Source organism: Streptomyces sp. NBC_01450 (assembly GCF_036227505.1).
GTDB lineage: Bacteria > Actinomycetota > Actinomycetes > Streptomycetales > Streptomycetaceae > Streptomyces.
In genome coordinates this window covers 10,013,723-10,035,130 of record NZ_CP109480.1, presented here as the reverse complement: position 1 = coordinate 10,035,130, position 21,408 = coordinate 10,013,723, and the positions used below count along the sequence as shown (strand labels likewise).

Genomic DNA, 21,408 nt, shown 5'->3' with positions numbered 1-21,408 from the left:
TCGCCACCCGCAGGGATCACTGTTGCGTGCGGCGCTCCAGGTAGATGGAGGTGAATACGGCGACCTTGGCGCGCAGCGCCCAGGGGTCGAAGGGCTTGCTGATGTAGTCGACGGCGCCGGCCGCGTATCCGCGGGCGGAGTGCTCCGAGTCCATGCCCATCGCGGTGAGGAAGATGATGGGCACGTCGCGGGTTCGAGGGCGGCGCTTGATGTGTGCGCATGTCTCGTAGCCGTCCATCTCCGGCATTTGTACGTCCATGATGATGACCGCGAAGTCGTCGTGATCGAGCAGCGCTTTGAGTGCTTCTCGCCCGGAAGAGACGGTGACGAGCTCCTGGTCGAGCGTCGCCAACACCGCGGTCATCGCGAGCAGGTTGCTCGGCTGGTCGTCGACGACGAGAACCTTGGGCATGTCCTGGGGGGTCGTGACGGCGGGCAGCGCGGCCGTGGATTCCTCGACGGCGTCCAGTTGACGTTCGAGCAGATCGCAGCGGTCCTCGGCCGCGGCGCGCTGCGCTCGGGCCTCGCGGAGCTCGGCTCCCAATCGCTCGACGTCGAGCTGCAGGATGTCGCGTTCCCGCAGCAGGCCGGAGACGTCGGGGTGGGCCGCCGCGAGCTCGTCCGCTCGCTTGCGCTCGGCGCTCCAGTCGGCTTCCAGCTGATTGAGGCGCACCTCCAGGTCGGCGATGCGGTGTGTGCGGTCCAACAGAGCGTCACCGAGGACGTCGCCGCGGACGCTCGACCGTCGGGACACCCGGTCGGCGTCGGCCAGTTGCTGCTCCAGGATCTCCACCGCGTGCTTGGGAGAGGACGCGGCGTCGACGGCCGACCCGTACAGCCCGCGTACCAACTCGATGGCCTCGGTGGTGACCGCGGTTCCTCGGTGCTGGGCGAGATCGGTGAAGAGGTCCGTGATCACCTGCCACGGGGGTAAGCGGGTGCCGTTCAGATAGCGGGAGAACGTCCCCGGATCGCGCTGCCGCCGGGCGGCGTACCTGCGTACGGACACCTCCATTCCCTCGAACAGCTCCCGTAGGGCTTGGGCGAGAGCACGGGAAGCATCCGGAAGGTCGTGCCCCAGCGGTCGCAGCTCACCCATTTCCGTCCCCCTCCCTGACTCCGGCACCCGCGTTCCGGTGCTGTCGGCTCCCGCTGCCCTCGATGTCGATGAGGCGGTTGAAGAAGGGAACCGCCAGTCCGGCGGCGGCGAGGCCCGCGAGCAGGCCCCGCGGCGTGCTTTCACCCGCGAGTGCGGTCAGCCCGCCTGCCGTCGCGCCGACGAGTAATGCGAGCAGGAACACCAAGGTCGTTCTCACCGACAGCAGTGGTCCGTCCATCAAGGCCTCCATTCATTCGGCCCACCGCACAGCGACAGGACCTGTCACCCGTCCAGCGGATCGCGAGAGGGGCAATCTCAGAATGGCGGACATCGGAACCGTTGCGGTCCGTGATCAGGGGACGGACGCAACGACGAATCCTGTTGCCACTGCTCCAACTCCCCTTCGCTGTAGGCATTTTGGCTGATCGAAGCCGCGACGGGCCTGCCTGTTGCCGGGCCGTTGCGTTGCAACGTTGCTCCCCTTCAATGACCAGAATGACGTCACGGTCCTTCAGGTGAGTGTCGGTACCAGGGTTGCGGGGGTGGGGCCGTCGGGGCGGACGGTGATCCCGTACACCGCCTTCGTGGGAGTGGAGTGGAAGGCCGGCGTGTGGACCGGCAGCAGGTGTTCGAGCAGGACGGTCGATTCGCGGAGCGCGAATTGCAGACCGAGGCACGCGCGGGGACCGATGCCGAAGGGGAAGTAGGCGCCCGGGTGGGCAGGTCGGCCGTCCGGGGTGGTGAAGCGCCGAGGGTCGAAGTGCTCTGGCTCCGGCCACAGTTCGGGATCGCGGTGTGTGAGGTACGGGCAGATCAGGATATCCGTGCCCGCCTCGACGGCGTAGCCGGCGAGGGTGTCGTCCTCGGCGGCGTGGCGGGGCAGGATCCAGGCGGACGGGTAGAGCCGGAGCGCCTCGTGGACCAGAGCCTGGATGGCCTGGCGGCGTTGCGCCGAGCCTTCGCCGCCGGCGAGCGCTTGTTCGCGGGCGGCGGGGTGCTGGTCGAGGAGCAGGTAGAGCCAGGTCAGGGTGGTGGCGGTGGTCTCGTGCCCGGCCACGAGCAACGTGACCAGCTCGTCGCGGATCAGCCGGTCCGTGTACTCGGGGCGCTCGGTGGCGGCGTCGATCAGGACGTGCAGCAGGCCCGGGCCGTCGGGACCGGCCTCCCCGCCGCGGGCGGCCTCGATGGCGTGCCGGGCGACCGCGTCGATCCGGGCGAGATCGGCGGCGACGGCGTCCTGGGCGTCGGTGGCGTCGGCGGGCAGGGTCGGGAGGGCGGTCGCCACGGCTGCCACGGCGGCCAGTTCGCGTTCGGTCCCGTCGTCGAGGGGGTGGCCGGTGAGGGAGCGCCAGATGGCGTCCAGGGCGAAGCGGCGCATCTCCTGCCCGATGTCGAGGGTCTGCCCGGTACGGGCGTACCCGTCCCAGCGCCCGGCGGTGGTCCGGGCGGCCTCGGTGATCCGCTGTTCGTAGCGGCGCATCCCGGTGCCGGTGAACTGGGACTGCAACAGGCGGCGTTGACGCTTCCACGCCTCACCCGTGGCGGCGAGGACGCCGTCGCCGATCAGCAGACGGGCGCGGTGGGAGCGCTTGACGTACCGCTCCGGGTGCCGGGCGAGTACATGCTGGACCGCCTGCGGGTCGGTGACGAGAACGGTGGGGGCCGGCCCGAGGCGGAACGCGGCGACGCCGCCGAGCCTCTCCCGCACCTGGGACAGCAGCTCGACCAGTTCGCCTCCCCCCGATCGCCACCGCTCCACGAGTTCGGGCTCCGCCTCGGGGACCGGCCGCCCCGTTCCGGGAAGGTACGGAAGGGAGCCGGGGCTGGCTTCGGTGTCCATGTTTCCTCTCCTGGTCGACCGCCGGTTTCGGCCGTAGCGAAGCGTCGATACCACGGACTGTACGGGAGCGGGCACATCCGGTGACAGCCCACCCCGGGACCGTCGGCAGCACCTTCTCGGCGACGCGGAGCAGCACCGCGTCGTCCGGCACCCCGCCGTCGTCACGCCACAGAACCACCGACTCGGCTGTCACAGCCCGAGTCCCGCACCCGCTTCCGGCGTCACTGCCGCTGGGCTATATCAGGTCGATGCGTTCCTGGGCGATCGGGTATCCGGCCCTCGCGAAGTGGGCGGCCATCGGGACGTTGGTCTGGTCCGTCCCGGCCACGATACGGTCCACGCCCTCGTCGGCGAGCATGTGCGTGGCCTCGACGAGCAGGTCATAGGCGTATCCGTGGCCGCGGTGCTCGGGCACCACGCCGATATAGCCGATGAGAGGGTCCCCGTAGTGGCGGCCGGGGACGCTCAGGCCGACGAGCTCCCCGGCGGGGTTGTAGGCCAGGCGCCACCACTCGCGCGGGCTCGGCAACCAGCGCAAATAGTCCAGCTCTTCCTGGGCGGCCGCCTCCAGCCCGGATGCGGCGATGGTGCGGCGCACATGGACGTCGAGACTGCCTTGGTGGATACGGCGGAAGACGTCGAGGACCGCCGCGTCGTCGGGCTCGGTACGGAATTCGAGGCGGCCCGGGCGCGCGGGCACGCCGCAGTCCGGCGTCCAGCGGTAGCGAAAGCGCTCGACCAGAGGGGACAGACCTGCGGCGACAGCCGCGTCGATGCGGGCCTGGGCCTGCTCACGGACCGTGGGGATGTCGCGCCAGCCGGGCGGCAGTTTGAGGGAGTACTGGGCGTACAGCGGTGAGGTGCGGAGCAGTTGTGCGGCCGCATCGGCGTCCGTGAAGTCGAACCAGTCAAGGGCGAGCGGGTCGGCGTCCTTCGGCCCGGCCCACCATGCGGCACGCGCGACGACGACGCCGTCGCGCAGGGCCACCCAGGTCCACTCGGGGCGGTACTCACCGGCGGCGGCCATCCCACTGTAGGTGTCGCCGAAGGCGGCAAAGCCGACCAGACCGGGATCGGGCAGAGACTCGAATAGTGCTTCCTCGCCTACGGCGAGGGGGCGAATGACCAGATCGGTCATGTGAGAGGTCCTTTCGGGCAGCGACGCGCTCCCGTTCAGATCCTCGGCGCCCTCGGAACGGGGTGGGAGCACATGAGAGTCAGTCGGCTCACGGTTCCCACCTCCTTGTTGCGCTCGAGGACGCGAACACAGCGTAACAGCGTCATCGAATCGCCGACAACAGCAGCCGTACCGCCGCACGCACCCCATCTCGGCTCCCCCGAGCGGGACTTGGGGCACTGGTGGTCCCACAGGTTCAACTGCCGCCTGTCACCTTCCACCGGTTCTCCGCGGGGTCTGCTGCCTGGCGCCCGGTGTCCTGTTCGAGCAGGACACCGGGCGCCGGCACTCAGTTCACGCTCTGTCCGCCGTCCACCATGACCGACTGTCCGGTGACGAAGGAGGCCCGGTCGGAGAGGAGGAAGAGCACCACCTGGGCAACCTCGTCCGCCTCACCGATACGGCCGAGGGGGATCATTTCCCCGTGCGGGTGGTATTCGGATCCGTCCTCCGTCGTTGTGATTCCGCCCTCGGTCAGCGGTGTACGGATGATGGTCGGGTTCACGGTGTGGCGTCGGCCTGGATCAACAGCGCCTCGCCGCCATCCCGCGTGATCTCCTCGACCACTGCCCGGCCCGCGTCTTCCCGCCGCCCGGTGATGGCCACCCTCGCGCCTTCCTGCGCGAACAGAAGCGCGCTGATCCGGCCGATCCCGGACGTGCCACCAGTGATCAGGGCAACCTTGCCGTCCAACAGTCCCATAGTTTTTTCACTCCACCCTGGAAGTTGCAGATGGTCGATACGGACCTGGCGCGCCAAAACCGATGATGGTTTTCGGGCCGGATTCCATGCCACCTCGTCGGGTGGCAATTGGGTAAAGCGTCGGCTCATTCAGGGGGATTCCGCGCCGGCCATAGGCCGTCGCGATAGCCGGTATAACCGACCGCCTGCCGCCTGCTGCCTGCTGCCTGCTGCCTGGACCACGTGCGGAGCACCGGTTGCGGCGCGCGGCCGGAGGTGATGCTGTGGAAGTGCGGCGGCCATGACGGGGCCGTCGCAAAAGGATGGCGTGAAGTACCCCGCTCGGGGCGCGGCCGAGGTGCATACGTCCACTCGGCTGTGTGTCACGTCCATGGCCACTTCGGGGCCGCTGACCGCGTACCTCATCGTCGACGAAGGATCCGGTCATGGCGTCTGCATCGATGCAAGGGAAGGTCGCACTCGTCACCGGGGCGACCAGCGGCATCGGCTCGGCCACAGCGGAAGCGCTGGCCGAGCGGGGTGCACACGTATTGGTGGCAGGCCGCGACAGCGCCCGCGGCAAGGAGGTGGTGAGCGCGATCCAAAAGCGCGGCGGGAAGGCCGATTTCGTGGGCGCTGACCTGCGCGACACCCAGGGAGTGCGACAACTGGCGCAGGACGCGCTCGGGCTGGGCGGTGGCCGGGTCGACGTGCTGGTCAACAACGCGGGCATCTACCCCTTCGGGCCGACGGAGGACATGGAGGAGAGCCTCTTCGACGCCGTACACGCCCTCAACGTCAAGGCCCCCTTCTACCTGGTGGCCGAACTGGCCCCGGGGATGGCTGAGCGGGGTGGCGGAGCGATCGTCAACGTGAGCACCGTCGCGGCCGTGCTCGGCTACTCGGGAATGGCGCTGTACGGGTCGAGCAAGGCGGCGCTGAACCTGCTGACGAAGGCGTGGGCAGCCGAATACGGCCCGCGCGGGGTGCGGGTGAACGCCGTACAGGTCGGCCCCACCCGGACCGAGACCACCGCCCAGAGCGAGGAGGACCTGCGGCGCCTGGCCGCCCAGGCGCCCGCCGGACGGCCGGCGTCCGCCGCGGAGATCGCGGCGGCGATCGTGTACCTGGCGGACGACGCGACGAGCAGCTTCGTGCAGGGCGCGGTCCTGCCCGTCGACGGTGGTCGCAGCGCCGTCTGAGCGAGCGCCCGCCCGGGCCGGGCCCTGTCCCCCTGCCGTGAATCATCCATTGGACGGTTGTTCGAACGCGGCGATGAGGCGGCCCAGATCCTGTCGTCGCGAGTCGGTCGGCCACACCGCCCACGTCCGGCGGATGAGGGGGTGACCGACCAGCGGTGACCACGCCACACCGTCGGGAAGGGGCTGCGACCAGTCCGGCGGAGCGCACGCGAAGGCGTGTCCGGCGGCGACGGCCGCCAGTTTCACTTCGGCGATGAGCCGCTGCCCTTCCGGTGGCCGCGCTCCTGGATCAAGGCCGTGGCTGTGCAGGATCGCGGTCAGTTCGTCGTACCAGGCGGGACCGTCCGAACGGGGAAAGGCCACCCACTCCAGTCCGGCCAGGGCATCCAGCGCGATCCCCTTCGGCCCGGCGAGCTCGGCTGCCTGTGGCTCGGCCAGCAGCACGCCCAGATTCTCCCGGTTGACCAGCATCGCGTCGAACTCCTGCCCCCGTCGAAGACCGTCAATTACCGGGCTGATCAGGAGATTCCCTCAACGTCATTGCGGCTGCTTTTCGCGGCCATAAGCAGAACCGCACCGCGGGGGCCTCTCGGACTGGCGCCCAGCCGGGCCACCCGGGGCCCGTCCGGCTACGGTGGATCAGGTATTGGGGAGGAATACCAAGTCGACGCTCACGCACCATCTCCGGGTCCTGCGGGAGGCCGGGTTGATACGGCAGATCGACTACGGCAACAGCCGCAAGGTCATGCTCCGCCGGGCGGAACTCGAGAGTCGCTTTCCCGGCTTGCTCGATCTGGTCCGCGCGCAGACGTCCGCCCACGCCCGATCCGACAGCCGGCCGTCCCGACGACCGGACCTTGATGTCAGTCCCCGGGGGCGGGGACGCGTCCCGGGGGCTCCGGTTCCGCTGTCGGCAGGAACCGGCCGACGAAGAACTTGTACAGGGCCGCGCCGACCAGACCGCCGACCAGTGGACCGAGGATCGGCACCCAGAAGTAGAAGTTCCCGTACTGATCTCGCCATGCTCCGCCGTACCCCGTGAGGAAACTGGCCAGACGGGGGCCGAAGTCACGTGCCGGATTGATCGCGTAGCCCGCGTTGGTACCCCAGGCCATGCCGATGGCCACGACGACCAGGCCGATGATGAACGGGGCCATGTTGGCGCCAGGGGGTGTGTTGAGCATGTCCGTGATGGCCAGGATCAGCAGTAGCAGGATGGCGGTGCCCATGACCTGGTCGCGAAACGCGCCCCACTCGTAGACCGGCAGATTCGGGTTGCCGTTGGCGGGGAGCGTGGAGAACGCGATCTGCGTCTTGAAGGTGTGACCGGGGTCGGCCTTCGCCAGCGCTTCGGTGTAGTTCCACCGCACGAGGAGGGCCGCTACGAAGGCGCCGGCCGTCTGTGCCAGTGCGTAGGGCGCCACCTTGCTCCACGGGAAGCCCTTGAACGCGGCCAGGGCGACGGTCACCGCGGGGTTGAGATGGGCACCGCTCAGCCGTGCCGCGACGTAGACACCCAAGGTGACGCCGAGGCCCCACGCCCAGGAGATGCTGTCGTGGTTTCCGAGACCGCCCGGTGGAGTCGTGAGCGCTCCGCCGGCCACCACCTGGGCCACCACGCCGCAACCGAAGAGGATGAGGATCATGGTGCCGCAGAACTCGGCCGCCATTTCACCGACCAACCCCATCCTGCTCAACCGCTCAGTCATGGAAGCTCGCTTCCCGCCGGCCCAGGACCGGCCCGTCGACTGCCCGAGTCCTCCTGGTAGCAGGATAGGACGATCAAGAAATAACCGCACAGACAGGGTAATTTTATTCGCTCAGGCCCGGTCCTGCGATGGGACGCCCCCTTCGGGGCCGGCCGCCCTGGCACGTTGGGGGGCCGTCCCGGCCCTGTGCGACATGGACCCTCGCACGGGCCTGGCACGGACCGCGATGGTCCGGCCGGTCCAGGTGTGGTAGCGGGTTCCGGTGGTCGTGATGGTGCCCTTGACGAGGTGGCCTTGGCGAGGTGGCCTTGGTCGTCCGCGGGCGTACGGGCGCCGCCCCGCTTCGCCGGTCCGGTGCGCCCCTGTGCGATCTCCTGTGAAACAGTGGCAGGACTGGCCTTCCCTGGCCCGTTCCCACCCTCGCCCTGCATGATGGTGCCGCCCGCGTCAGGCACCGTCAGGCACCCCGGTTCGGTGACCCCTCGGTGCCGTCTACAGGAGGTTTCGCGCTTGTCACGCCAGTTGCTGACGGTCGGCCAGGAGCGGCCGGACGGCTATCGGACGATCGGCGAGGCCCTGGCGAGGGCACGCAGTGGCGCCGTCATCAGCGTGCTCCCCGGCACGTACGCGGAGAACCTGACCATCACCGTCCCGGTCACCATCGTGGCCGAACAGGCCCGCGGCACCGTCGAGATAGCCCCCCGCCGGGGCAGCGCGGTCGTCCTCAAGGCGGACGCCGTGATGCTCAACGACCTCGTGCTGCGCGGCCGGGACGAGGAGTTGCCGGTCGTCGACGCCCCACGCGGGCAGGTCGCGATGGACGGCTGCGAGGTCACGGGCGCGGCCTGGGCCGCGCTGCTCGCCCGCGGCAGCGGCTCGCTGGCCATGCGGGACTGCCGGATCAGCAATCCGGGCGGCGCCGGGGTCGTCGTCACCTCCGCGGTGGACAGCTCCATCGAGTCCTGCACCCTCGAACATCTCGGTACCTCCGGGGTGGTGATCGGCGAGAGCGGCCGGATCACCGTGCGCGGCTGCACCATCCGCGACGCCCGTGGCAACGGCGTGCTCGCCAACGGCGAGGCGCAGGGTTCCGTCGAGGAGTGCGACATCTCCTCCACCGACAGCCCGGCCATCGCGCTGGAGGACCGCTGCACCACCCAGGTGCTGCGCACGGTCGTGCACGACACCAGCACAGGCATCCACCTGACCAGCCAGGCCCGTACGGTGCTGGAGGACGTACGGGTCATGGGCACCTCCGGCCCCGGCATCGTCCTGGGCAAAGGCACCGACCCGCTGCTGCGCCGCTGCCGTACCGCCCGTACCAAGAGCCACGCGCTGCTGGTCACCGAGCGCTCCCGCGGCACCTTCGAGGACTGCTGGCTGGACGCGGCGCAGGCACCCGCGCTGCGGGTGACGGGGTCCGCCTCTCCCGTTCTGGTCGGCCTGACGGTCCGTGACTGTGCCGGGACCGCCGTGCTGTTGGAGGAGGACTCGGCGGCCGAACTGGACCGGCTGGAGATCATCGACGCGGCCGGTGCGGGCATCTCCATACGCTCCGGCGCCAACCCGCTGGTGCGCCGCGCCCGAATCAGCGCGCCGGGCGGCCATGGCGTGGAGATCGTCAAGGACGGCCGGGGCCGCCTGGAGGACTGCGAGATCGACCGTGCGGGCGGCACGGGCATCCGGGTCGAGGACGACGGCAACGTGTACGTCGGCGGCGGCACCGTCGTCTCGCCGTCCGCGAGCGGCCTTTCGGTCGGCCCGGGCGGCATCATGACCGTACGGGACTGCAAGGTCCAGGCCCCCGCGGAGAGCGGGATCACCGTGGACGGAGACGGTGAACTCACCGCCACCCGCATACACGTGAACGGCAGCACCGGCCATGGTGTGCTGGTCTCCGACGGCGGCCGGGGGTCCTTCAACGCGTGTGAGGTCGCCGGGAGCGCCAAGAACGGCTTCCAGATCGAGAGCACCGCCCCGGTCTCCGTCGTCAACTGCACCGCCCGTGACAACACCGGCGGCGGCCTCGTCCAGGCCAGGCCCGGCGACCGGCTCGCCGTCGAAGGGCTGACCAGCACCGGGAACGGAAAGCGGGACGCGTGGGGCATCGGCGATGCCGAGGGCACCGACCCGGCGGCCGGCGGCGGACACGACGACGGGGGGCTCACCCGCGAGGACGGGCCGCTGGCCGCGCTCGACGGACTCATCGGCCTGGACAACGTCAAGCACCAGGTCCGTACGCTCGTCAACCTCACCCAGCTCGCGCAGCGGCGCGCCCAACTCGGCATGTCCGCACCGCCGATGAGCCGCCACCTCGTCTTCGCCGGGCCGCCCGGTACCGGAAAGACCACTGTGGCCCGCTTGTACGGCACCATCCTCGCGGAGTTGGGAGCACTGCGCTCCGGCCATCTGGTCGAGGTCTCCCGGGCCGACCTGGTCGCGCAGATCGTCGGCGGTACCGCCATCAAGACCACCGAGACGTTCACCAGGGCGCTGGGCGGGGTGCTGTTCGTGGACGAGGCCTACACCCTGCTGTCCGACGGCCGTGGCTCCGGGGCGGACTTCGGGCGGGAAGCCGTGGACACCCTGCTGAAGCTCATGGAGGACCATCGCGAGGACATCGTGGTGGTCGCCGCCGGGTACTCCGCCGAGATGGAGGCCTTCCTCTCCTCCAACCCCGGTCTGGCGTCCCGCTTCTCGCGCACCGTCGAGTTCGAGAACTACTCGGTGCCCGAGCTGGTGGCGATCATGGAGAGCATGTGTGTCCAGCACCAGTACGAGCTGGACGACACCACCCGCAAGGCACTCGCCCTGCACTTCGAGCGGATGCCGAAGGACGCAGGCTTCGGCAACGGGCGTGCGGCGCGGCGGGTGTTCGAGGAGATGGTGGACCGGCAGGCGTTCCGTCTGGCCACGCAGCCCGATGTCACCGAGCGGGACCTGACCGTGCTGCTGCCGGAGGACCTCGGCGAGGAGGCCGCGGCGTCCGACGAGGCCGGGGCGGGCGGGGAGAGCGATCCGCTGGCTCAACTGGGCGACCTGGTCGGCCTGGCCGCCGTCAAGCGGGACGTCACCGACCTGGTCAACCTGCTGTCCACCGCACGGCAGCGGGCGGCCGCCGGGCTGCCCGTGCCGCGCATCAGCCACCACCTCGTCTTCACCGGACCGCCCGGCACGGGCAAGACCACCGTCGCCCGGCTCTACGGCAGACTGCTCGTCTCGCTGGGCGTGCTGCCGCGCGGCCAGCTCGTCGAGGTCTCCCGCGCGGACCTGGTGGGCCGGTACGTGGGCCACACCGCGCAGCTCACCCGCGAGGTCTTCGAACGCGCCCTGGGCGGTGTGCTGTTCGTCGACGAGGCGTACACCCTGACCCCCACCGGGCCGTCCGCCGGTTCCGACTTCGGGCGGGAGGCGGTGGACACGCTGCTCAAGCTCATGGAGGACCACCGGGACGAGGTCGTGGTCATCGTCGCCGGCTACACCCAGGAGATGGAGCACTTCCTGTCCTCCAACCCCGGTCTGTCGTCCCGCTTCTCCCGGCGAGTGGAGTTCCCCGACTACTCCTCCGACGAGTTGGTCACCATCGTGCGGCAGCACGCCACGGCGGCGGGGTACGAATGCGGGCCCGGTACGGGACAGGTGCTGCGGAAGTACTTCAACTCGCTGCCACGCGACCGCTCGTTCGGCAACGCGCGGCTCGCCCGGCAGGTACTGGAGGGCATGATGACCCGTCAGGCCGGGCGGCTCAGCACGATGGCGGCTCCGGGCATCGACGACCTGCGACTGCTGCTGGCACAGGACCTGCCGTGGCAGGAACCGGCCGAGTGACAGAAGCCCGCGGGGGCACGGATATGGGAGGGGCCGGAGGCGTTCATGACACGCTCTAGGATGCGTGTCATGCGTCGCCTCCCCCCTTCCTTGCGGCCCGTGATGCCGCTCCTCCTCACCACGGTGACGGCGCTGGGGGTGAGCGCTCCCTCGGCCACCGCGGCGGGCGCCACCGTACGGCTGCCCGTGCTGAAGTCACAGCTCGCCGACGGGGCCGGCTGCACCGGTGCGTCGGGCAACGTCGCCTCGGCGGTGCCGTGGGAACAGCAGAGCCTGGACCTCGCACGGACCTGGCAGCTGGGCAACGGTGCCGGAGTGACCGTGGCGGTCGTCGACACGGGGGTGTCGCAGCAGGCGCCGGCCCTGAAGGGACGTGTCAAGGCGGCCGACGGGGCGGGCACGGACTGTGTGGGCCACGGCAGTTTCGTCGCCGGACTCATCGCCGCCGCGCCGGCGAAGGGCGTCCGCTTCGCCGGGGTCGCCCAAGGAGCGCGCGTTCTCGGCGTACGGGGGACGGACGACCGCGGGAAGGCGACCACCGCGACGGTCGCGGCGGGCATCCGGGCCGCGGTGGACGCCGGGGTGAAGGTCATCGAGGTGTCGCCGGCCCTCGCGCAGAGCTCCAAGGCGCTGACGTCCGCGGTGCGGCACGCCGCCGAACACGACGCCCTGATCGTGGCCGCCGCGGTCCCCGACGCCCCCACGGCCGTCAAGTCGTCCTCCGCACCGCCGCCCCAGGACTACTGGCCCGCTGCCGAAGCGGGCGTCCTGTCGGTCCTCGACGTCGACGTCGACGGCAAACGGCCGGACGGCGCGTACACGCCCCGCAGCGCCGGCCTGGCGGCGCCGGGTGACGGAGTCGTCGGCACCGGACCCAAGGGGACGGGCCACTTCATCGGCTCCGGGGCGTCCCTCGCCGCGGGTTACGTCGCCGGCACGGCGGCCCTCCTGCGTGCCGCGCATCCCGATCTGACGGCCGCGGAGATCGTCAGGCGACTGACGACGACCGCCTACCCGGCCGACGTGCCGCGGCTGGATCCGTACGCGGCCCTCACGTCCGTACGGGACGTGTCCACCGGCGTCGCCCGTGCCGCGGCCGCCGAGCCGGTGAGTCTCCCGTCCGACGAGGCCGATGCCCGCGCGACGCGGCGCGCGGTACTGCTGGCCGCGGGAGGCGGCGGCATCGTCCTGCTGGTCGCCTGGGCCGCGGTGGTCGTCCCCCGTGGCCGGGCGCGCGGCTGGCGCCCGTCCCGGCACTGACCGTCCCGTCCCGACCGGGTTGCGTCGGGACGGGTCGGGACAGGTCGGGTCGGGTCGGGTCGGGTCACTCCCCCACGAGCGCCGTCTGGATCAGCGTCGCCTTGCGCCGGACGATGCGCTGCGCCCGCCCCGGCGGCAGGTTGCGCGGCTTGGTGTTGCCGAAGACGTAGCCCTCGGACGGCGGGCAGGACATCAGCAGCCCCGGTGTGTTGACCTCGTCGAGCCGGCGCAGCAGTTGGTCGTTCAGTCCCCGTCCCGCGCCCGTGGCCGAGCGGACGACGACCATGTGCAGGCCCACCTCGTGGCCCAGGGCGAGATGGTCGAAGAGCGGGGCGAAGGGGTGGTCGTAGGCGTTGCTGCCGCCGACCATGTCGTAGTCGTCGATCAGGACGAACAGTCGCGGGCCCGTCCACCAGTCGGCCTGGCGCATGCGGGCCGGGGTGATGTCCGGGCCGGGCAGCCTGGTCTTGATGGCGCGTGCCGAGCCGCCCACCAGCTCCCGGAGGCCGTCGACCGAGACGGCATGCCCGAGGCGGTACTCCTGCGGTACCGCCTCGACCAGCTCGCGCCGGTAGTCCACGACCAGGATGCGGGCCTCGTCCGGGCTGTAGCGGGTGGTGATGGCCGAGGCGACCAGCCGCAGCAGGTTGGTCTTGCCGCTCTCGGTGTCACCGACGCCGACTAGGTGCGGGGTGCGGCTGAAGTCGTGCCAGACCGGGGACAGTGTCTCCTCGTCGAGGCCGAGCGGGATCCTCAGGCCGTCCGCCAGTTCCGGCGCGGGCAGTTCGGCGGCGGGCAGGCGGTGCGGCAGCATCCGTACGGGCGGGGCGGCGGGTCCCGTACGGTGCGACGCGATGCGCTCAACCAGTTCGGCCACCCCCTCGCTGAGATCCTCGGCGCTCTCGGTGCCGTCGATGCGCGGGAGGGCCGCGAGGAAGTGCAGCTTTCCGTCGGTCGTCAGACCGCGGCCGGGCGAGCGCGGCACGGTGGCCGCCTTGCGGACGTCGACCACCGAGTCCATGGTGTCGCCGAGCCGCAGTTCCAGCCGGGTGGCGATCTGGTCGCGGACCTGGGCGGACAGCTCCATCCAGCGGGCGGCGGCTACGACCAGGTGGATGCCGTAGTTCAGACCGCGGGCGGCGATCTGGTTGAAGGTCGGGATGAGGGTGTCGAAGTCCTGACGGACCGTCGACCAGCCGTCCACCACGAGGAAGACGTCGCCGTGCGGTTCGTCGGCGAACTCGCCGGCCGCGCGGCGCCTGCGGTAGGTCGCCATCGAGTCGATGTTGTGGTCCAGGAAGAACTGCTCGCGGTGGTTGAGCACCGCGGTGACCTCGGCGACCGTACGGGTGATCCGTTCGCTGTCCAGCCGGGCCGCGACCCCGCCGACGTGCGGCAGCCCGGCGAGGGCGCTGAGCGTGCCGCCGCCGAAGTCGAGGCAGTAGAACTGCACTTCGCGCGGGGTGTGGGTGAGGGCGAGCGCGGCGATCAGCGTGCGCAGCACGGTCGACTTGCCGCTCTGTGAACCACCCGCGACACCGAGGTGCCCGCCGCTGCCGGCGAGGTCCACCACGAGCGGGTCGCGTCGCTGGTCGAAGGGCTTGTCCACCAGGCCGACCGGCACGCGCAGTTGTCCCGTTCCCGGCCACCTCGCCGCGACGAGACCGCGCTCGGCGTCCGGTTCGAGTCCGGGCAGCAGCGTGTCCAAGGTGGGCGGCAGTCCCAACGGCGGCAGCCACACCTCGTGGGCGGGCGGCCCGGAGTCACGCAGCCGGTCCAGGGCCACCGACAGCAGTGAGGGAGCGGTCTCGTCCTCCTCTGCGGCCTCCGGCGCCGGGTCGGGCAGTTGGACCGGGGCGCGCGGCACCACCCAGCCCGCCGTCCACGGCACCACCTGGCTGGCCACCCGCGCCTGCGCGGCCGCGCCCCGGCGCCGGCGGTAGCCGCCGGAGACGTACGCCGCCCGGAAGCGGGTCAGCGCCTCCACGCCGCTTTTGAGGAACCCGGCGCCCGGCTGTGACGGCAGCTGGTAGGCGTCCGGTACGCCCAGCACACCCCGGCTCTCCATGGCCGAGAAGGTACGCAGACCGATGCGGTACGAGAGATGGCTCTCCAGCTGGTGCATGCGCCCCTCGTCCAGGCGCTGCGAGGCGAGCAGCAGATGCACCCCGAGGGAGCGGCCGAGGCGGCCGATCATCACGAACAGGTCCATGAACTCCCGGTGCGTGGCGAGCAGTTCGCTGAACTCGTCGACCACCACGAAGAGGCTCGGCAGCGGATCCAGGGCCGCGCCGGCCGCCCGCGCCTTCTCGTACTCCAGCGCCGAGGTGTAGTTGCCCGCTGCCCGCAGCAGTTCCTGTCGGCGTATCAACTCGCCGTGGAGCGCGTCCTGCATGCGCTCGACGAGCGCGACCTCGTCCGCCAGGTTGGTGATCACCGCGGAGGTGTGGGGCAGTTCGTCCAGGCCGAGGAAGGTCGCGCCGCCCTTGAAGTCCACCAGGACGAAGTTGAGCGTTTCCGAGGAGTTCGTGAGGGCGAGGCCGAGTACGAGGGTGCGCAGCAGTTCGCTCTTGCCGGAACCGGTCGCCCCGATCAGCATGCCGTGCGGGCCCATGCCGCCCTGCGCGGACTCCTTGATGTCCAGTTCGACCGGGGCGCCGTCGGCGCCGACCGCGACGGGCACCCGCAGCCGGGCCGCTCCGGTGTTGCGCTGCCACAGCGTGGCCGGTTCGTGGCGGTGCAGATCGGGGATGCCGAGCAGGGTGGTCAGTTCCACGTCCTTGGACAGTGGCTCCGCGGTGTCGGCGGTCAGGCTCATCCGGTACGGCGCCAGCATCCGGGCCAGCGCCTCGGCCCCCTTCGGGCCGATCGCGTCGGGACGGCCCAGCGGGGTCGTCTGCTCCTTGCGGTCGCTGTCGGTGCGGACCAGCCGCAGGGAGTCGCCGCGCACGTCCAGCCGGAGCGTGGTGCGCCCCGGTCGCCAGCGCAGGGCACCGGACAGGTCGCACACGACCGTGTTGCGGAAACCGGGCCCGTCCAGCCGGTGTCCGGCAGGCACGGTGACCCCGTCCACCACGATCACGGTGAACGGCTCGTCACGGCCGGGCAGCGCGTCCGGGTCGAAGGCGGGGCGCTCCGCGAACTCGGCGCCCAGCAGGTCCTCCAGGTCGTTGAAGGCCGACGCCACCATCCGGGCGGGTCCGGCGCCGTCCTGCTCCTGAGGGTGCAGGCTGTGCGGCAGCCACTTGGCCCACTCCCACTCGGCACGCCGTTCGTCCGAGACGCACAGCGCGATCCACAGCTCCTCCGGCGGGTGGAAGAGCGCCAGCTGGCACAGCGCGGCCCGCACCGCGGACCGTACCGCCTGCTCGTCGCCGCGCAGCAACACCCGCGACCAGGACCGCAGATACAACGCGATCGGCTGGTCGGGCACGGTGCTGTAGGCGCGTACGAACCGGCGCAGCGCGTGTGCGGACAGCGGGTCGAGGTCTTCCACCGGTTTGGTCGACAGCGGCGTCAGCCGCATTCCCAGCTGCTGGTCGCCGACGGCGATGCGGACCTCGCCGAAGTCGTCGTCCTTGGGCCGGCGCTCCCACAGTCTGGTGGTGCGCACCATCGAGCGGAGGGTGGCCGGTGCCGGATGCCGCCAGGCCAGCGCGCGTTGCTGTTCGAACACGGCCCGGTGAACCTTGCGCCGGGTCTGGGACAGATACCGCAGGTAGTCGCGCCGCTCGCCGCGCAGCCGCTGCTTGCGGTCGCTGCTCTTGCGCATCACCTGACCGACCATCATGGCGGCCGCGGCCAGGACCATCATGCCGAGCGCCATGTAGGTGAAGACACTGGCCGAGGCTCCGGGCCGGACGAAGATCAGCATCATGGAGACGGACATCATCGCCATGGGCAGATAGGTCCACACGGCCGAGTTGTCCGGCACGGTCTCCGGCAGCGTCGGCGGCTCCTGGAGATTCAGCTCACCCTCGGGCATGTCCGGGCCGCGTCGGCGGGCAGGGCGGCGAAAGAGGACAACGCTCAACGAACCGGCTCCTTTTACGGTGGCGCCGTAGACGGACGGGATGCTTTGACGGGAGGTCAAGCAGTGAAAACCCCGAGGCCGTTCACACCAGCCCCAGTGTTATCAGTAGTCTGCATGTGCATCACACCTAGGTCCAAGTCTCGTCGGAGACTCTCCCCGGAGGCCTGACCCCTTTCATGACTGACAGCTCGGTGGCGGGCCTGTGCCGCCTCACCGTCCGTGCCCCTGCCACATCGCTCGACCTCGCGGTGCCCGCGGACGTCCCGGTCGCCGATCTCCTTCCGATCCTGCTGCGTTACGCGGGTGAGGAACTGGAGGAGAGTGGCCTGGAGCACGGCGGCTGGGTGCTGCAACGCCCCGGCGGCCGCCCGCTCGACGACGAAGGCACCCTGGAGACCCTCGACCTGAAGGACGGCGAGGTCCTCTATCTGCGTCCGCACACCGAGGCGCTGCCCGAGGTGCGCCTGGACGACCTCGTCGACGGCATCGCGGGTGTCACCCGGGACCGCCTGCACGGCTGGACCCCGGAGACGAGCCGGCGTCTGCTGCGCACCATGGTCGTCCTCACCGTCCTGACAGGACTGGGCGTCCTTGCCTGGCCGGGCGGCCCGGTGACCGCCCGTGCCGCCGCCGCGGGCGTCGCCGGGCTGCTGCTGCTCGCGGGCGCCGCCTCCGCCAGCCGCGCGGTGGGCGACGCGGCGGCCGGCGCGACCCTGGGCTTCCTCGCCGCGCCCAGCCTGGCTTTGGCCGGCTGGCTGCTGCCCGGCGGCGAGATGTCCGGAGCCCACGCCCACCATGTGCTCGGCGCCCGGCTGCTGGCCGCGGGCGCCGCGGGGGCCGGGGGCGCGGTGCTGGCTCTGGCGGCGGCGGCCGTGTACACCCCGTTCTTCCTGGCCACCGCCGTGGTGGCGATCACCGCGGCGGTCGCGGGTGCGTTGATGAGTGTGCTGGACGTGTCCGTCGACGCCGCCTCGGCCGCGGTCGCGGCGGCCGTCGTCCTCTTCGGCGGCTTCGTACCGGCCCTGTCGTTCCGGCTGGCGGGCATGCGGATGCCCGCACTGCCGACCAGCCCGCAGCAGTTGCAGGAGGGCATCGAGCCGTATCACGGCCAGGACGTGGCCACCCGCACCGAGTTGGCGAGCGGCTGGATGACCGCGCTCTACGGCGCGACCGGTGTCGTCTGCGCCGGCTGTCTGGTCGCGCTGGCCCGGCGGCCCAGCCTCGCCGAGGCGCTCACCGCGGTGGCGCTGTCGCTGCTCCTGCTGCTGCACGGGCGGGGCATGGTCAACGTCGGGCAGCGGCTCACCCTGGTCGTACCCGGCACCTGGGGTGTGTTCCTGCTGGCCGTTCAGGGCGCCGCCGCGCTGGACACGGCCGCGCGGCCGACGCTCGTCGCGGGGCTGCTCGCGCTGGCCGCCGTGCTGGCGATCGTCTCCTGGACCGTTCCGGGCCGGCGCATGGCGCCGTACTGGGGCCGGGCGGGCGAGCTGCTCCACTCCCTGCTGGCGATCGGCCTGTTGCCGCTGACGCTGTGGGTGATCGGTGTCTTCGGCGCCCTGCGGGCGATCAACGGCTGACCGGCGGACCACAGGGAATCGGTAGATAGGCGATCATGCAGTCCAAACGCGACCAGGTCCAGGCCCACGCCTTCGTCATGAGCCGGCTGACCTCCGGCATGCTGCTGGCCGACCCGGACGCCCCGGAGAGCCCGCTCGGGCGCACCACTCGTGGCGTCGTCATCGGCACCGTCATCGCCGTGGTGATCTCGGCGGGCGCCGTGGTGTACGGGCTGATCAACCCCGGGGGCAACGACTCCTGGCGCACCGCGAACGGCCTGATAGTCAACAAGGACACCGGCGCCCGTTATCTCTATGTCGACGGCCGTCTCAGGCCCGTACGCAACTACGCCTCGGCCCTGCTGGTCGGTGGCGCCGACCTCAAGACCACCGACGTGCGCACCGCCTCGCTGCGGGACACGCCCGTGGGCGCCCCGGTGGGCATCCCCGGCGCCCCGGACTCCGTGCCGGACGCCGGTGACCTGGACGGCGGAGCGTGGCAGGTCTGCTCCGCCGTCGGCTCCGTCCCGAACGACGCGGGGAGCGGTGTGCCGACCGCGGTCACCACGGTGGTCGCCGGCGCCCCCACGGACGGCACCGGCGTGGGCACCGACCGGGGCATCGTGGTGACCGGGCCCGACAAGGCGACGTACCTGGTGTGGCGGGGCAGCCGGCTGCGGCTGGACAAGGCCTCCGGGGCCGCGGTCTCCCTCGGCTACGGCTCGGTCGCCCCGCGCCCGGTGTCCGCGGCCTTCCTCGACGCCCTGGCCTCCGGTCCCGACCTGGCCGCGCCCGCCGTTCCCGGCCGGGGCGACACGGGGCCCTCGCTGGGCGGACAGCGCAGCAAGGTGGGCCAGGTGTTCCAGGTGCGGGTGCCCGGCTCGAACGCTCAGTACTACCTGCTGCGGCGCGAGGGGCTGGTGCCGCTCACCGACACCGGCGCCGCCCTCGTGCTCGGCGACCCGGACACCCGCGAGAAGGCGTACGGCGGAGCGGTGCCCGCCGCCGCGGTGATCGGGGCCGCGGCGTTGAAGGATCACGCCGCCCCCGGCAGCGAGGGCCGCTCCCCCGCCTCCGCCGGGCTGCCCGACTCCCCGCCGCGCGCGGTGGACGTCGCGGAGGGTTCCTCGGCCTGCGCCCGGGTGGAGCCCGGTGAGACGGGCACCAAGGTCACCACGGTGCTGGTACCCGTCACCTCGCTCGGCCCGGTCACCCAGCCGGACTCCGCGGAGGTGACGGCGGCCTGTCTGCGGGTGGACGCCACCGTCGTACGGCCGGGTCACGGCGCTCTCGTACGGGCGCTCGGCGCGGACGGCACGGCCGTGGGCGACACGACCTACTTGGTCGCGGACAACGGTGTCAAATACCGCGTGCCGTCGGCGGCGGCGCTGCAGTCCCTCGGCTACGCCCAGAGCGACGTCGAGGCGCTGCCCTCACCGCTGCTTTCGATGCTGCCGTCAGGGCCGGACCTGAGCCCGGAGACGGCCGCCGGCGGCGGCGCGGGAGCGGCGACCACCCCGCCGGGCTGCGCCACGGGCGGAGCAGCGCCCGGCGGGCCGAACGTCGGCGCACTGGGCACCAAGTTGCCTTCAGGTTACGGACGTTGAACATTGGACCACTGAAGGAACAGATTTCCCGGGCTCGTTGCTGCTTCCTCCGCGGCAACTCTAGTCTCATCAGAAACAGATCATCCGATCCATCGAGAGGCAGACCATGGCAGGCGATGGCCAGCAGTCAAGTGAACAGGCGACACGGAACGGCATCCAGGCGCTCGAGTCCGCCTTCTCCGGGATCATGAAGGCACGTCAGGACGTGGACGGCACCCGCGCGACCCTGTCCAGCGGCTATCAGGGCAGCGACGGCGGTCAGTACGGGCAGCTCCTGCAGCAGTGGGACGACCAGGTCAACGTCATCCTGCGGAACCTGGAAGACATGGTCGACAAGCTCAACACGAGCCTCGTCGAGCACGGCAAGGCCCAGGGCTCCTCCAACGACGCGATCAACCAGGCGTACAACGCGTCCGACTCGGCCTTCCACCAGCTGACCGGCTCCTGACCCGGCCGTACGCCACGTCCCCGTACCGACGACCGAGACGAGACCACAGATGCCCGACAACCTGACCGACGGCCAGATCTACGTCGACTACCGCCACATGGAGAACGCGGCCGACGACATGGTCCAGCAGACCAGGGCGATCGCGAACACCCTGTCGTCGCTCGAAGCCGAGCTGAGCGAACTGAAGAAGACCTGGTACGGCTCCGACGCCGAGACCTACACGCAGAAGCAGGCCGCCTGGGACGAGGCGGTCCGGAACATGGAGCAGTTGCTCACCTCGCACGCCGGCCTGCTGACGGACATCTCCAACAACTACAAGTACAGCGAGAACTCCCTGTCGCAGATGTGGTCCGAGGTCACGATCGGCCGCTGAGCCGCCGCCCGTTCCCCCACCACGCCGTTCGCCGTCCGGCCGCCGCGCCGCGACGGCGGGCCCGGCACCCCAGCAGGACGCAGAGCAGGAGGACGCCATGGCGGACCTGACACACCTCGACTCACCCGGGCTCCAGGCGTTCGTCGACGGAGATCTGGCCGATTTCATCACCGAGCTGGAAAAGATCCGCAAGGACGACCCGGCGGGCGCGCAGGCACTCAAGAGCCTTCTGGACGGCCGCAACACGCCGGGCACGCTTCAGGAGAACCCGTTCCTGGCCATCGGTCTGATGGCCGGAGGCGACGACGTGCACGGCGCCACCCTGATCTCGAAGATCAAGGACATGGCCCAGTCGGTCGACGACATCTTCGGGGCGCAGAAGACCCTGTTCAAGGACATCGACTCGGACCTGCGGGAGACCATCAGAACGCTGCTCAAGACCCAGGGCAGCAACCTGACGTCGATCGACGGGGAGAAGCTGCTCGACATCTTCTCCGACGTCGACAGCGACCTGGGCGACACGGGCGGATCGAACAGCACCACCACATAGCTCCCCGGTCCCGCCGGACAGCGCCCCCGCCATGAACTCCCCGGT

Annotated in this window: 17 protein-coding genes and 1 pseudogene; 9 read left to right on the top strand and 9 right to left on the bottom strand. The window is 70.9% G+C overall.

The window, feature by feature from the left end; genetic code table 11:
• Positions 1-16: 16 nt before the first annotated feature.
• From OG568_RS44725 to OG568_RS44700, 6 genes are all read right to left on the bottom strand, one after another.
• Positions 17-1,099 carry a response regulator gene (locus OG568_RS44725; RefSeq protein WP_266579636.1) on the bottom strand — a complete coding sequence of 361 codons (1,083 nt, stop codon included), beginning with the start codon at positions 1,097-1,099 and terminating at the stop codon, positions 17-19.
• Positions 1,092-1,337 carry a hypothetical protein gene (locus tag OG568_RS44720; RefSeq protein ID WP_329535717.1) on the bottom strand — a complete coding sequence of 82 codons (246 nt, stop codon included), beginning with the start codon at positions 1,335-1,337 and terminating at the stop codon, positions 1,092-1,094. The genes OG568_RS44725 and OG568_RS44720 overlap by 8 nt, the downstream gene beginning before the upstream one ends.
• Before the next feature lie 273 nt (positions 1,338-1,610).
• Positions 1,611-2,939, bottom strand: a complete 1,329-nt coding sequence (locus OG568_RS44715; protein ID WP_329535716.1) for a cytochrome P450 — start codon at positions 2,937-2,939, stop codon at positions 1,611-1,613.
• Between the two features lie 235 nt (positions 2,940-3,174).
• Positions 3,175-4,077, bottom strand: coding sequence for a GNAT family N-acetyltransferase (locus tag OG568_RS44710; RefSeq protein WP_329535715.1), 903 nt, complete (start codon positions 4,075-4,077; stop codon positions 3,175-3,177).
• 328 nt (positions 4,078-4,405) lie between these two features.
• Positions 4,406-4,621, bottom strand: a complete 216-nt coding sequence (locus OG568_RS44705) for an SDR family oxidoreductase (protein WP_329535714.1) — start codon at positions 4,619-4,621, stop codon at positions 4,406-4,408.
• A complete protein-coding gene (locus tag OG568_RS44700) occupies positions 4,618-4,947 on the bottom strand; it encodes an SDR family NAD(P)-dependent oxidoreductase (protein ID WP_329535713.1) in 330 nt (109 codons plus the stop codon). Before OG568_RS44700 ends, OG568_RS44705 begins: the two co-directional genes overlap by 4 nt.
• 296 nt (positions 4,948-5,243) lie before the next feature.
• Between OG568_RS44700 and OG568_RS44695 the strand changes: the two genes are divergently transcribed.
• Positions 5,244-5,999 carry an SDR family NAD(P)-dependent oxidoreductase gene (locus tag OG568_RS44695; protein ID WP_329535712.1) on the top strand — a complete coding sequence of 252 codons (756 nt, stop codon included), beginning with the start codon at positions 5,244-5,246 and terminating at the stop codon, positions 5,997-5,999.
• A 42-nt stretch (positions 6,000-6,041) separates the two neighbouring features.
• On the opposite strand, the gene OG568_RS44690 is transcribed toward OG568_RS44695, so the two are convergent.
• Positions 6,042-6,470: a LysR substrate-binding domain-containing protein gene (locus OG568_RS44690; protein WP_329535711.1), complete on the bottom strand. Its 429-nt coding sequence runs from the start codon at positions 6,468-6,470 to the stop codon at positions 6,042-6,044.
• A gap of 163 nt (positions 6,471-6,633) precedes the next feature.
• On the opposite strand from OG568_RS44690, the pseudogene OG568_RS61585 reads away from it, so the two are divergent.
• Positions 6,634-6,714: pseudogene (locus OG568_RS61585) on the top strand (ArsR family transcriptional regulator); the annotation flags it as partial.
• A 148-nt stretch (positions 6,715-6,862) separates the two neighbouring features.
• Here OG568_RS61585 and OG568_RS44680 read toward each other — a convergent pair.
• Entirely contained in the window at positions 6,863-7,708 is an 846-nt protein-coding gene (locus OG568_RS44680) for an MIP/aquaporin family protein (protein ID WP_329535710.1), read from the bottom strand.
• Between the two features lie 510 nt (positions 7,709-8,218).
• Here OG568_RS44680 and OG568_RS44675 point away from each other — a divergent pair.
• Positions 8,219-11,536, top strand: coding sequence for a right-handed parallel beta-helix repeat-containing protein (locus OG568_RS44675; protein WP_329535709.1), 3,318 nt, complete (start codon positions 8,219-8,221; stop codon positions 11,534-11,536).
• Between the two features lie 69 nt (positions 11,537-11,605).
• Complete coding sequence (locus OG568_RS44670) at positions 11,606-12,796, top strand: S8 family serine peptidase (protein ID WP_329535708.1); 1,191 nt, start codon at positions 11,606-11,608, stop codon at positions 12,794-12,796.
• 64 nt (positions 12,797-12,860) lie between these two features.
• On the opposite strand, the gene eccCa is transcribed toward OG568_RS44670, so the two are convergent.
• Positions 12,861-16,781, bottom strand: coding sequence for a type VII secretion protein EccCa (eccCa, locus tag OG568_RS44665; RefSeq protein ID WP_329536616.1), 3,921 nt, complete (start codon positions 16,779-16,781; stop codon positions 12,861-12,863).
• A gap of 224 nt (positions 16,782-17,005) precedes the next feature.
• On the opposite strand from eccCa, the gene eccD reads away from it, so the two are divergent.
• From eccD to OG568_RS44640, 5 genes are all read left to right on the top strand, one after another.
• A complete protein-coding gene (eccD, locus tag OG568_RS44660) occupies positions 17,006-18,406 on the top strand; it encodes a type VII secretion integral membrane protein EccD (RefSeq protein WP_329372231.1) in 1,401 nt (466 codons plus the stop codon).
• 35 nt (positions 18,407-18,441) lie between these two features.
• The gene (eccB, locus tag OG568_RS44655; protein ID WP_329535707.1) at positions 18,442-19,992 is read left to right on the top strand and encodes a type VII secretion protein EccB; all 1,551 of its coding nucleotides are present in this window, start codon (positions 18,442-18,444) and stop codon (positions 19,990-19,992) included.
• A gap of 106 nt (positions 19,993-20,098) precedes the next feature.
• Complete coding sequence (locus tag OG568_RS44650) at positions 20,099-20,440, top strand: hypothetical protein (RefSeq protein WP_266418294.1); 342 nt, start codon at positions 20,099-20,101, stop codon at positions 20,438-20,440.
• Positions 20,441-20,489: 49 nt separating this feature from the next.
• On the top strand, positions 20,490-20,813 hold the full coding sequence (locus OG568_RS44645; RefSeq protein WP_266418292.1) for a WXG100 family type VII secretion target: 324 nt from the start codon (positions 20,490-20,492) through the stop codon (positions 20,811-20,813).
• A gap of 97 nt (positions 20,814-20,910) precedes the next feature.
• A complete protein-coding gene (locus tag OG568_RS44640; protein ID WP_266579645.1) occupies positions 20,911-21,363 on the top strand; it encodes a type VII secretion system-associated protein in 453 nt (150 codons plus the stop codon).
• The last annotated feature ends 45 nt before the right edge of the window (positions 21,364-21,408 follow it).